This is a genomic window from Brevibacillus sp. RS1.1 (genome assembly GCF_013284365.1).
In the GTDB taxonomy this organism is placed as follows: domain Bacteria; phylum Bacillota; class Bacilli; order Brevibacillales; family Brevibacillaceae; genus Brevibacillus; species Brevibacillus brevis_D.
In genome coordinates, this window is the sequence record NZ_JABSVA010000006.1 from 272,586 (window position 1) to 284,799 (window position 12,214).

The following is a 12,214-nucleotide window of genomic DNA, read 5'->3' on the forward strand; positions in this document are numbered from 1 at the left end:
TTAGCCAAAAATAAAATGTTCACACGAACTGACATCACTCCAGCCACTTCCTCACCAAGAGGGGGCTGGAGATTGTTCTTGATGTTAGGGAGTGGACTTGTCGCTCTGTTAGTGCTTACATTTGTCAGTTTGACACAGGGGATGGCAGACATTTCTCTGCGTTCTGTTATACAGGCCATTATTGCTCCGCAGGACATTTCCGATCACCATATGATACAAGGTGTCAGGCTTCCGAGAACGGTCATGGGGCTTTTGTCTGGTGCAGCATTGGCGATTGCCGGAGCTTTGATGCAGACAGTGACACGAAACCCGCTCGCTTCGGAAACGACATTGGGCGTAAATGCGGGTGCCTATTTCTTTGTGGTGTTCGGGATGGTTTTTTGGCCATCATTCTTGCATGACCACCCGCTTCCATTTGCGATGGCGGGCGGAATACTCGCAGCCGTTACCGTATACTTCATGTCTGGCGGGCGAAAAGGCACGCCTGTGCGTGTGGCATTATCCGGGATGATCGTCACCTTGGTGTACTCCTCCTTGACGAGTGCCATCATCTTGTTTAACGAAGAAACGACAAATGGCATTTTCCTCTGGGGCTCGGGCTCCCTGAAGCAAAATGACTGGTCGGGTGTAGAATTCAGTTGGCCTTGGATTGTAGCTGGGATTTTGGTCAGCTTTTTTATGGCCAGGCAGCTTGATGTACTTAGCCTTAATGAAGAAACGGCGAAGTCATTGGGGCAAAAGGTGGCAAAAACACGGCTTTTCACCATGTTTATTGCGATCTTGGTTACGTGCGTTAGTGTCAGTGTGGTCGGTCCAATCGGTTTCATCGGACTCGTGGCTCCGCATCTGGTGCGATTGTCAGGCATCACCCAGCATAGATGGCTGCTGCCACTATGTGCCATCTGGGGGGCAGCGCTGCTTGTGGCTTCTGATACGATTGCACGTATGTTCATCAATCATTATGGTGAACTTCCAGCAGGAGCCATCACGGCTGCTATTGGTGGCCCATGGTTGATCTGGCTGGCTTTGCGTGTCTCGCGCAGTATGACTGCTGGGACTGGAGGCTCGATGAGTGTCGGTGGAGCACAACGCAAAGTTTCGTATCCGTTAATTGTGTCTATGCTTACGGTGCTGCTCGTGGTTGTTTGGATGCTCAGCTTGTCTAGCGGAAACTTGTACCTGCCCTGGACGGAGATCATCGCCATTTTCATGGGACAAGGAAACGAGATGTACAGTCAATTGGTGTTGGAGCTTCGGATGCCGCGACTGTTGACAGCGATGTTGGCAGGTGTGGCACTCGCGATCAGCGGAAGTCTCATGCAGAGTGCAGTACGTAATCCACTGGCTGATCCGCAGATTGTCGGTGTCACGAGTGGTGCGGGTGTAGGGGCGATTATCGTGCTCCTCGTGCTTCCTCAATTCTCGGCTTGGATGCCCCTTGGGGCTGTTGCAGGGGGAATCATCTCCGCTGCGATTGTGTATGCAGTCTCTTGGAGAAGGGGACTCAATCCAATCATCCTGACGCTAGTTGGAATTGCGGTTTCTGCCGCAGGTGCCGCCCTTATTAATATCTTAATCGTACATTCGATGATCTTGGCAGCGCCTGCACTCACTTGGCTGGCAGGAAGTACATACGGGCGGGGATGGATGGAAGTAGGCCGCCTGTTGCCTGCGATCCTCGTTTTAGCACCGATCGCGTGGTGGTTAGGACGTCGGGTGGACCTCTTGTCATTTAACGACGAGAGTTCAACTGGATTGGGGTTAAAGGTGCGGATGACGAGGTTGTCTGTGGCAGTCATTGCCGTGTTGCTCGCTTCAGCGGCAGTTGCCAGTGTCGGGGCCGTAGGATTTATCGGCCTTCTCGCTCCACATGCAGCACGTATGCTGGTTGGCCCCCATCATCGCCGTGCAGTCGTCGTCTCAGCCATGCTTGGAGCTGTATTGTTGGCTGCTTCTGATTTGCTAGGAAGGATCGTCATGATTCCGAAAGATATTCCGGCGGGGGTCGTGGTGGCGTTGCTAGGGGCGCCCTATCTGTTCTTGCTGATGTTCCGTTCGAATCGTTCCTCGCAATAGACGTAGGCAAGTACTTGCCAAATACAAAGATCTCAACATGATGAAAGTAGAACAGGCTGATTCCGGCAATCAGCTTGTCTACTTTTTCTTGCTATTTCCGATGATAGAGGGATGTGAATCCGTTGACGATTAATCAAGATTATCCTGGGTTTTTGATGACCGCCTTTCGCAAACAGCGATTGAAAAATTTTCATCTGCGTCAGGTGGAGATAAACACCCATGTCCTTTGCTATGTGGCAGAAGGAAGAGCAGAGATGACGGTTGATGGTCAAAAGCAGGTGCTCGACGCCGGAAAGCTCTTGTTGTTGCACCCGACGACGAAAATAGAAGAATTGCGGTGCCAATCAGGACCGTTGCACATATACAGGCTGCATTACGCAGAAGCGAGACACGATCAGCACGAGATCGCTCCCGAGAGGAAAGAAGTCGAGGTTTTGGCTGTCTCTACACCCGCCTCATTTCTGACGGTATTGGAGGAGCTCTCGCAATTGACACGAAAACGGGATTACTCTTCTTTTTTGCGGAGCCAAGCGTTGCTCTACGAGCTGCTTGGTGCTGTTTATGATGAACAGAAAAAGAAAGAGGAAAAGGGCATTGGAGCGATTGAGGAAACCATCGCCTACATGCAAAAACACTACCGCGAGTCACTGGAATTGGGAAGCTTGCCGAGTCTGGCGGGGTTGACCCCCAGCTCTTATTGCCGTGCTTTCAAACGTGTGACGGGAATGACACCCGGGGAGTATTTGACTGGGCTGCGGATGGAGCATGCCAAGGAGCTGCTTGCCCATTCTGGAGGAAGCGTGAAGGATGTAGCTCGTAACGTAGGTTATACCGATGAGCTGTATTTTAGTAGACTCTTCAAAAAACGCGAAGGATTGTCGCCGCAAATTTATATGAAGCAAAGTGATCAGCGGGTAGTCGTGGTCAGCAAGCTGTTTTTGCAGGATCATTTTCTTGCGATGGGAATTCAGCCGATTGCTGCCCCCTCCTTCCCGAACTACTTTGAAACGAGGACGGGCTTTCCTTCTTATTTACAGCAAAAGCTGCGCGGGACAAAAGCATTGAATGCAGAGCAGCTGATCGATCCGAAAGAAATTTTAACGTTGTCCCCTGATGTGATTGTCAGGATGAACTTTTTCCACAATCGGGAGGCAGGAGACTGGGAGAAAATAAGGGGAACGGTCTTTTTTGACGGTTATCCGAATTGGATTGACTACCAAACCAGATTGGCGACGCTCTTCAAGAAAGAGAGTCAGGCAGAGAAAATCATCAAGCACATCGACAACGTGGAAAAACAAGCAAGAGATGCACTGTTGCCGGTTACACGCACGGGTGAATGGACGATGATTCGCGTCCTTGCGGATGAGGTGCGCCTGTATGGTGTAGAGGGGCACGCCCTCGCTGATTTGTTTTATCACAAGCTTGGATTTGCGCCTGATCCGAATGTGACCCACGCGGCCTATAAACCAAATGCACTCAACGATCTGATCGAATTAAACCCGGAGCGAATCATCGTGTTCTGGAGTGAACGGGAGCATGTGGCAGCACTGTGGAACAACCCGTTGTGGAGAGACATGCGTGCGGTGAGGGAAAACAAAGTGTACCATCCCGCCAATCACGAATGGGACCCATGGGGACCGTTTGGCAGAGAGCATACGATTCAAAGGAGCAAAGCGTATTTTCTCCAGGTCGCACAGGGGTAATCTGGTCCATGGGAATTAGACAATCACGTCCATAGAAAAGTAAGAGGAGTCTCTATATACTATCAATTGATAATTGTTATCACTAAGTAAGCAGAAGTGGGGGCATTCTCGATATGAAAAGTAAGACCAGTTTACGTACCATGCGCCACATCATGACCAGCTTCTTCGCGCTGTGCTTGCTGGTTGTCCTTGCCGGTTGTGGAGGCAATGCCAACCAAGCTCAACAAGCGCCAGCCGCATCGGGAACGACGACTGAGGCTACTCCAACATCAGCACCAGCCGATTCCAATGAAGTACGTGAAGTGAAACATGCAATGGGTACCACTCCGATCAAGGGAACACCAGAACGCGTGGTAATTTTAACAAATGAAGGTACCGAAGCCTTGCTTGCACTTGGCGTTAAGCCAATCGCTGCTGTACAGTCATGGGATGAAGATCCTTGGTATCCTCACATCAAGGATGAGATGACAGGTGTAGAAGTGTTGGGCTTCGAAGACCAGCCGAATCTCGAAGCGATTGTAAGCCTGAGCCCTGATTTGATCATCGGGAACAAAGTACGTCATGAAAAGATTTACGATCAACTGTCCAAAATCGCTCCAACCGTATTCTCAGAAGAGCTGTCCGGTAGATGGAAAAGCAACTTCATGCTTTATGCAGAAGCACTAAACAAGAAGTCGGAAGGCGAGCAAGTCCTGAAAGAATTCGATGATCGTGTAGCTGCTGCGAAAGCAAAGCTGGGTCCGAAAGCTTCTACCAAAGTATCCGTAGCGAAATTCTCCAAAAAAGGTGTACAAATCTATCAAAAAGATACCTTTAGCGGTGTGCTGCTCGATCAACTGGGACTCGCACGTCCAGCTTCCCAGGACGTAAACAACTTTGCAGAAATGATTAGTGAAGAAGGTATGTCCGCTATAGATGGGGACATCCTGTTCTACTGGGTAACGGAGCCAACGAAAGAATCTAAAGATGTTTCGAACAACGCGAAAAAATGGATGGAAAGCCCGGTTTTCAAATCTCTGAATGTGGCGAAGACCAATCAAGTTTACCAAGTAGACGAAACGGTTTGGAACAAAGCAGGCGGCATCAAGGCAGCGAATTTGCTGCTCGAAGATATCGTGAAGCGCCTCGATGTGAAGTAAGAACAATGCGGCGTCAAAGCGAGAGACCTCATCCGAAGTATGGATGGGGTCTTTTCTTGGCATAATATGGGATGGTTGCTTAGTTTATGTACCTTAAATTTTCAAGTCGCTTGTTCAACCATGACATTTGTCATGTCTCCGACTTGACGTTTATGACTACAGCGGCCAGACGCTATTTTCTACAATATAGATAGAATATAGTGTCCGGCGCACTCCACGTCTCATGCGCTTCGGTCGAGGAGGAAACGATTGATGCATCAAGCCAACATTGCCGAGTTGAAAAAGAATGTTGCCCCCTTTGAAAAATCAGACATGAAAAAGAGTATCCGACAGCTAATCAATACGTTAGTTCCGCTGATTCTGCTTTGGTACGGAGCTTATCTTAGTCTATCTGTGTCCTATTGGCTGACGCTGCCTATCGTCATTGTTGCAGCTGGCTTCGTCATCCGTACCTTCATCATTTGCCACGATTGCTGCCACCAATCCTTTTTCAAAAATCGTCGGGCGAATGACATCGTGGGGACGATTACTGGTGTGATTACCCTCGTTCCGTATGAACAGTGGAAAAATAGTCATAATATTCACCATGCAACGAGCAGCAACCTCGACAAACGAGGCGTAGGCGATCTGTGGATGTTGACTGTTAATGAATATCTCGAATCTCCTATCTGGCGTAAAATTGCTTATCGGCTGTATCGTAATCCGATCGTTATGTTTGGCTTGGGACCTATTTTTGTCTTTTTGCTCCAATATCGTTTTAATGTAAAACGTGCTCGCCGCAAAGAGCGGTTGAATACGTATCTGACGAATTTGCTGCTGGTCGGTCTTTATGCGGTCTTAATCTGGGCGGTTGGCTGGCAAGCATTTCTGCTGATTCAAGGTCCGATCTTTTTTGTCTCAGGATTGTTTGGGATTTGGCTGTTTTATGTACAGCATACGTATGAGGATTCGTATTTTGAGAACGAAGAAGAGTGGAGCTATGTGAAAGCAGCAGTAGAAGGAAGCTCCTACTACAAGCTGCCAAAGGTTTTGCAATGGCTCACAGGCAATATTGGCTTTCACCACGTCCATCATTTAAGCCCACGGGTACCGAATTACAACCTGGAAAAAGCACATAACGAGACACCACCGCTTCAGAAGGCGACAACGATTACACTGGCGGCCAGCGTGCAGTGCCTGCGTTTTCATTTATGGGATGAGAGCAACAAGCGCTTTGTGAGCTTCAAAGGCATCAAGCGATTGACTGCTGCTCGATCAGAAGCGATCATGGATGCACTTCAAGGCTCCAAACCGAGTTTGGAAGGAAAATAAGCCTGCCATAAACCATTGAATTCCGATACACTTGAGAGAGTGGCGAAGAAAAGGTGGGCAAGGATGCAAAAGCAGAAGTGGTATCACATTCTTCAAAAAAATACGGGCTTGAGCCCTTATGTGTGGGTTGTTTTCTACATCCTGCCATTCTATTTCATCTTCCGATCATCCTCGACGTACGAAGCGGTGATCGGAATCATCATGATCATTCTGTTTTTCATTTGCTATGTTTTCTCCTTTCTGTCAAAGGGCTGGCTGATTTACTTTTGGACGGGTGTGCAGATCATCATATCCATCGCCATGACCTTGATGTTCGGCTATGTGTATTTCTCGCTCTTCTTGGCGTTTTTTATCGGGAATATCGAGAACAAGATCGGCTTTGTTACGCTGTACACGGTTCATTTGATAAGTACCGCCATATCGGTCAACATCGGTTTTTTCACCAAAAACGCGCAATTGATTGGCCAGCTTCCGTTTGTTTTGGTTAGCATGGTTGCTGTCATTCTCTTGCCCGTGACCACGTACAACTGGAATAAGCGCGAGAAGCTCCAGGGAGAGCTGGAGCATGCGAACAAGCGGATTTCAGAGCTGGTCAAGCTAGAGGAACGCCAACGCATTGCCCGTGACTTGCACGATACGTTGGGGCAGAAGCTCTCCCTGATTGGGTTGAAAAGTGATTTGGCGAACAAGCTGATCAACAAAAATCCTGCTCTTGCGAGAACGGAGCTGGAGGAAATCAGGCAAACGGCGCGAATCGCTTTGAAAGAAGTACGGGAAATGGTCACACAAATGCGTGGGACGCGGCTTGAGGATGAGATGTTTCGGATCAAACAAATTTTCAAGGCAGCGGATATTGAGTTCGTGCTGGAAGGCGACACGAATCTGACCAATACTTCGCTGATGACAGAAAACGTGCTTTGCATGTGCCTGAAAGAAGCGGTCAACAATATTGTGAAGCATAGCAATGCCACTGCCTCCTCCATTGTCATCGAACCCACTCGTACAGATCTCGTTGTAAGCGTAACGGATAATGGCATTGGAATGGCGGAGGAATTGGTTTACCGGGGCAACGGTTTGCGTGGGATGAAGGAACGGCTGGAATTTGTCAACGGAAGCATGGAAATCCAGTCCTCAGTCTCTGGAACACAGCTAGTGATCCGGGTACCCAACATCTTCAAACAACCGGAACAGGAGGCGGGAAGATGATTCGCATTGTCATTGCAGAGGATCAGAGAATGCTCTTGGGAGCCCTTGCTTCCCTGCTCGATTTGGAAGAGGATATGAAGGTCGTCGGAAAAGCAAGTAATGGTGAGGATGCGGTCAAGCTCGTGCATCAGCATCAGCCCGACATTTGCATTATGGATATCGAAATGCCAGTCAAAAGTGGATTAGACGCTGCCGAGGAATTGAAAGGCAGCGGGTGCAAGGTGATGATTCTTACAACCTTTGCTCGCCCCGGTTACTTCGAACGAGCTCTGAAGGCAGGAGCAAACGGCTACTTGCTCAAGGACAGTCCGAGCGAAGAGCTGGCTAGCTCGATTCGCAGCATTATGGCTGGGCGGCGGATCTATGCGCCTGAGCTGGTCGATGAGGCATACGGGCAGGAGAATCCGCTGACGGAGCGGGAAAAGGAAGTCCTGCTTTTGGTCGCTGACGGGAAGAACACCAAGGAGATTGCCAGTCAGCTGTACATTACGACAGGGACTGTGCGGAATTACATCTCCGTCATTCTCGACAAGCTCGGTGTGAGCAATCGGATCGAGGCGATTATGCATTCAAAGGAAAAAGGCTGGTTTAAGTAGCAGACCAGCTGGAGAAGGCCCTTTCTGTTTTTGCAGGAAGGGTTTTATTATATTTCGCGGAGCCGTTGATGGAGGGGTACTCGGTTGGCACTGAATAAAATAGAAGTGAAGAAGATGACAAGTAAATACTGCGATAATGAACACGAGCGTGTCTTGATTGATGAGGTCCCACTTGATGTTATTGTTCATTCTTTTTACCCCAATCATCATTTGGACGGATTGATTCCGACTATTCTAGACTGGATAGATGAACCAAGAGAGAAGGCTTTTGTACGAAGCCGATATCTTTCGTTCAAGCAGAGAGAAATGCTTCCCATATTGATGTGTCCCGACGATTGTGACTTGTGGTGCACATTAATTATCGCTGAAGTTGTAAGGTTTGAGGGCACTATCAAGTGGGAGCGAATGGGTATCGACCAATGCACGAGGGAAGACTTGATTAAAAGTTTTGAAAATATAGGGACAAAAGTGGAGTGGCTTGAAAAAGTACCAAGTATGACGTTTCAACCAGAGGAGTATGACTCTCAAATTAGCAAGTTGATAAGGGAATAGAGCTCTTGTTGGATGCAAGCCTAGTAACAGAGGAATGCTATCAGAAGATAAGAGAAAACAGACCTGATCAAAGTATAATATAATACGCATAATGAATGTTATGATTGATGATCTGGTATATTTAGTATGATTTCATCACTATCGTATAGGAATGCTACTAGCCTATTTTTTATAGTTTTCATTGTTATGGTAAAGGGAGGCTTAACGTGAATCCAGAAACCGATGATCCTAAACAAGTTGTTTTACAGGTTGGAGGGGTATTAAAAAAAATTCGTAAAGAGAAGCATTTGAGCCTGGAAGATTTATCAGAATTATCCGGTGTGAGCAAGCTGACACTTGGAAATATTGAGCGTGGAGAAACCAACCCAACAATCGGGGTGCTGTGGAAAATTTCGAAATGCTTATCTATCCCACTCTTGGCGTTATTCTCAACCGAGAACAGTGTAAATCTGTCCAGAGCTGGGAAGGGACTCAGAATTGCTGGGGATAATAAAGATTGGGTCATTGAGCCAATCTTTCAAAACGTAAGTAATGAAATTGAAACGTGTAGAGCTTATTTACAGCCGAATAGCTCATACTATCCAGAGAAGCACCACCACAATACAACGGAAATTGCGACGGTTATGTCAGGAACCCTTTCCATCCATGTAAATAATGAGTCATACGTCTTGAATCAGTATGATTCGATTAGTTTTTGTGCAGATGGCACGCATTCCTATATAAATCAGTCCGACGAGCTTGTTGTGCTCCATATTATATTGAAATACGGGGTCTAAAAATGATCCCCTGTATGTTTATAAACTACCACGACTATGACCCTTTGTTGACCGAATGGTTGCTAAAGGGTTATTTGTTGTATTATAGTATATGTTGTTTGTTGAAAAGTATATTATAATATACTTTTTCTTCGGTTTCGTATTAACTCCTGTATCCAATCTAATAGACAAAGAGGGAAAATGATGAGCACGCAAAAGATGAAATCAAAACCAAATGTTGCCAGATCAGCAGTTTGGGTGGTTATTGTAGGAATCATATTTATTGCAGCTAATTTACGGGCTCCTTTAACCTCGGTGGGGCCTCTAGTTGGTCTTATTAAGGACGATGTTCATATTTCGAATACGCTGGCAGGTATGATTACCACGTTGCCCCTATTAGCTTTTGCACTTTTTTCTCCTATTGTTCCTAAATTAGGACGAAGGTTTGGAGTAGAAGGAATCATTCTAATTTCCATCATCCTTCTTACTTTTGGGGTTATTTTGCGTTCTTTCTCAGGAATCGGTACTTTATATATCGGTACCGCTGTTCTTGGATTGGCAATTTCCGTTTCTAATGTATTGTTGCCAAGTCTTATAAAGCGGGAGTTTCCTAGACAAATTGGTTTAATGACTGGTGTATATTCCATTTCTATGAATTTATTAGGGGCAATTGCATCTGGTATTAGTGTTCCCATTGCAGTTGGATTAGGAGTTGGATGGCGAGGGGCGTTGGGAATATGGGCCATTCTTAGTTTGGTATCCGTATTATTTTGGTTACCTCAAATGAAACGCTGCAATAGGGAAACAGCCACGATTCAAAATAAATCGGCGGATAGCAGTGTGAATATATGGCGTTCCGCACTAGCGTGGCAAGTAACCTTGTTTATGGGACTCCAATCTACGTTTTTCTATGTACTGATCACATGGCTACCTGAAATCTTAAAACAGCAAGGAATAAGTTCAGATCAAGCTGGTTGGTTCCTATCCGTTATGCAGTTAGCCTTGCTTCCTTTTACTTTTATCGTTCCGATTATCGCTGGGCGTATGTCCAGCCAACGGTTATTAGTTACGATTACGGCCATTTTGCTTTTAATGGGAACGCTTGGATTACTTTACGGAAGCGCGAATTTCATTGTTTGGTGGATTATCATGCTCGGAATTGGTGGAGGTTTTGCATTTAGTTTATCGATGATGTTTTTTGGTTTACGTACAGAGAATGCTCAACAGGCTGCAGAGCTGTCCGGTATGGCTCAATCAGTTGGATACCTGCTTGCCGCAATAGGCCCGACCCTTTTCGGATATCTGCATGATGCAACGGATAGCTGGACGGTTCCCCTTCTACTTTTGGTTTGTGCGTCAATCTTGCTCTTTGTATTTGGTCTAGGTGCAGCTAGAAATCGTTCTATTGGTTCAAAAGCAACGATTCCACCGAGTAACACTCCGCCAAAAGCGAAGTAAGCAAACCAGGCGTGCACTTTTAGCTTTCCCAGCCTATGGCCAAAAGGAAAAGGAAACAAGCTGATGTCGATTGGGTTTCGACGTCAGCTTGTAGATGAGAGGATGCTATGTTTCTATCTATTATGGATAGAGTTATCCAATTGGTCTGATTAGCCTAAACGTTTGATCAGGTTCATATTTCCAGAACTTCTGATCACAATCCATCCGTCAGGAATAGGCGAGCCTAGCATCACCCAAACCTCCTGATTAGAGGGAGCGTTGTTCAGATTTTTAAGCAGGTTCATGGTTCCGGTACTTCTGATCACAACCCATCCAGGTGGCATTGGGGAACCGAGCATGACCCAAACCTCCTCATTAGAAGAGGCGCTGTTCAGATTTTTAAGCAGGTTCATGGTTCCGGTACTTCTGATGACGACCCATCCAGGTGGCATTGGGGAACCGAGCATGACCCAAACTTCGTAACCAGCCGGAGCATTGTTCATATCCTTAATCAGGTTCATGGTTCCGGTACTTCTGATCACGACCCATCCGCTTGGAATAGGGGAGCCGAGCATGACCCAGACTTCCTGACCAAATGCGGCATTTTTGATTATTGTTTTTGCGGAGGCTGGCGCTTTCTTCTGTAAAGGTAGAGCGGCCCCATGGGCTTCTGCAGCTAAACATGGTACAGCCACAACTGAGCTTAATGTCAGGATGATCAAGGCTTTCTTAAACATGAACATCAACCTTTCTTGACAATAGTAATGTAGCTCTGAAACGCTCATCGAGTGGATGCTATGAGATAGATATCATCGCTCCTCCCTAAAAACGCCTATATATACCATTTTATAGGATGAATCTCTCTTTTACTTTAGGAGATATTGTCGAATAGTAGACAAAATATAAAAAGCACCCAAAAAGGGTGCTTCACTTCACGGAAGATGTAACGCGGTCTGGATATTTTGCTGATCCAATTCAATCTGCTCGGCAATATTCCATGGATGGTACCAGCCTCGCTCAATCATGTATAGGCTGATCTTTTCGTGCAAATCGATTGCTTCTTCCAATTGCTTGGTTAGTGTTGCCTTAATTTCTGGGGTGCCTGTTTCTGTCAGTGCCATCGCATAGTTCCGTACACCGCTCTTTGCGGAGATGAGAAGGTCCATGGCGATTACTTGATCCGTCAGGCCACCCATACCAGCTAAGCTTTGAAGAATGCCAGTCATGCGTTTGTCCCCCTATGAATTTGCTTTTGTCAGTAGAGAGCTCAGCTCCTGAAGCTGTCTGGTGGATACGAGAACATCGTCAGCCAAAAGCTGTCTCAACGTCTCATCGGAAACGAGGCCTTGCATTGTCTTGGACTTGGTCATGCAAATGGTTTTAAAAGTAGCAATTTCATGCAGTTCAAGCTGTTCGTGCAATCCGTAACTCATCGCAGA

The 12,214-nt window shown here is 46.7% G+C and carries 12 protein-coding genes; 9 read left to right on the plus strand and 3 right to left on the minus strand.

Annotated elements, in window-relative coordinates:
- Window positions 1-15 precede the first annotated feature (15 nt).
- From fhuB to HP570_RS20730, 9 genes are all read left to right on the plus strand, one after another.
- Entirely contained in the window at window positions 16-2,076 is a 2,061-nt protein-coding gene (gene fhuB / locus HP570_RS20690) for a Fe(3+)-hydroxamate ABC transporter permease FhuB (protein WP_256436270.1), read from the plus strand.
- 113 nt (window positions 2,077-2,189) lie between these two features.
- Window positions 2,190-3,779 (plus strand): AraC family transcriptional regulator, encoded by a 1,590-nt coding sequence (locus tag HP570_RS20695; protein ID WP_309139206.1) that lies wholly within the window; start codon window positions 2,190-2,192, stop codon window positions 3,777-3,779.
- Window positions 3,780-3,892: 113 nt separating this feature from the next.
- Window positions 3,893-4,918: an ABC transporter substrate-binding protein gene (locus HP570_RS20700; RefSeq protein ID WP_173626978.1), complete on the plus strand. Its 1,026-nt coding sequence runs from the start codon at window positions 3,893-3,895 to the stop codon at window positions 4,916-4,918.
- A 252-nt stretch (window positions 4,919-5,170) separates the two neighbouring features.
- A complete protein-coding gene (gene desA, locus HP570_RS20705; protein ID WP_012684532.1) occupies window positions 5,171-6,229 on the plus strand; it encodes a Delta(5) desaturase DesA in 1,059 nt (352 codons plus the stop codon).
- Between the two features lie 63 nt (window positions 6,230-6,292).
- Window positions 6,293-7,435, plus strand: coding sequence for a sensor histidine kinase (locus HP570_RS20710; protein WP_041749242.1), 1,143 nt, complete (start codon window positions 6,293-6,295; stop codon window positions 7,433-7,435).
- Window positions 7,432-8,031, plus strand: a complete 600-nt coding sequence (locus HP570_RS20715; protein WP_012684534.1) for a response regulator transcription factor — start codon at window positions 7,432-7,434, stop codon at window positions 8,029-8,031. The genes HP570_RS20710 and HP570_RS20715 overlap by 4 nt, the downstream gene beginning before the upstream one ends.
- An 84-nt stretch (window positions 8,032-8,115) precedes the next feature.
- A complete protein-coding gene (locus tag HP570_RS20720) occupies window positions 8,116-8,583 on the plus strand; it encodes a hypothetical protein (RefSeq protein ID WP_173626979.1) in 468 nt (155 codons plus the stop codon).
- Between the two features lie 206 nt (window positions 8,584-8,789).
- Window positions 8,790-9,359 carry a helix-turn-helix domain-containing protein gene (locus tag HP570_RS20725; RefSeq protein WP_012684536.1) on the plus strand — a complete coding sequence of 190 codons (570 nt, stop codon included), beginning with the start codon at window positions 8,790-8,792 and terminating at the stop codon, window positions 9,357-9,359.
- Between the two features lie 183 nt (window positions 9,360-9,542).
- Window positions 9,543-10,796, plus strand: a complete 1,254-nt coding sequence (locus HP570_RS20730; RefSeq protein ID WP_173626980.1) for a CynX/NimT family MFS transporter — start codon at window positions 9,543-9,545, stop codon at window positions 10,794-10,796.
- Window positions 10,797-10,945: 149 nt separating this feature from the next.
- On the opposite strand, the gene HP570_RS20735 is transcribed toward HP570_RS20730, so the two are convergent.
- The 3 genes from HP570_RS20735 to HP570_RS20745 all read right to left on the minus strand — a co-directional run bounded on the left by HP570_RS20735 (window position 10,946) and on the right by HP570_RS20745 (window position 12,208).
- Window positions 10,946-11,512, minus strand: a complete 567-nt coding sequence (locus HP570_RS20735) for a hypothetical protein (RefSeq protein ID WP_041749778.1) — start codon at window positions 11,510-11,512, stop codon at window positions 10,946-10,948.
- Window positions 11,513-11,707: 195 nt separating this feature from the next.
- Entirely contained in the window at window positions 11,708-12,001 is a 294-nt protein-coding gene (locus tag HP570_RS20740) for a spore coat protein (protein WP_012684539.1), read from the minus strand.
- Between the two features lie 12 nt (window positions 12,002-12,013).
- Window positions 12,014-12,208 carry a hypothetical protein gene (locus tag HP570_RS20745; protein WP_012684540.1) on the minus strand — a complete coding sequence of 65 codons (195 nt, stop codon included), beginning with the start codon at window positions 12,206-12,208 and terminating at the stop codon, window positions 12,014-12,016.
- Window positions 12,209-12,214 lie beyond the last annotated feature (6 nt).

Coding starts and splice junctions, on each gene's coding strand:
- HP570_RS20715 (WP_012684534.1), top strand. CDS start 7,432: ATGATTCGCATTGTCATTGCAGAGGATCAGAGAATGCTCTTGGGAGCC.
- HP570_RS20730 (WP_173626980.1), top strand. CDS start 9,543: ATGAGCACGCAAAAGATGAAATCAAAACCAAATGTTGCCAGATCAGCA.
- HP570_RS20745 (WP_012684540.1), bottom strand. CDS start 12,208: ATGAGTTACGGATTGCACGAACAGCTTGAACTGCATGAAATTGCTACT.
- desA (WP_012684532.1), top strand. CDS start 5,171: ATGCATCAAGCCAACATTGCCGAGTTGAAAAAGAATGTTGCCCCCTTT.
- HP570_RS20700 (WP_173626978.1), top strand. CDS start 3,893: ATGAAAAGTAAGACCAGTTTACGTACCATGCGCCACATCATGACCAGC.
- HP570_RS20710 (WP_041749242.1), top strand. CDS start 6,293: ATGCAAAAGCAGAAGTGGTATCACATTCTTCAAAAAAATACGGGCTTG.
- HP570_RS20740 (WP_012684539.1), bottom strand. CDS start 12,001: ATGACTGGCATTCTTCAAAGCTTAGCTGGTATGGGTGGCCTGACGGAT.
- HP570_RS20735 (WP_041749778.1), bottom strand. CDS start 11,512: ATGTTTAAGAAAGCCTTGATCATCCTGACATTAAGCTCAGTTGTGGCT.
- fhuB (WP_256436270.1), top strand. CDS start 16: ATGTTCACACGAACTGACATCACTCCAGCCACTTCCTCACCAAGAGGG.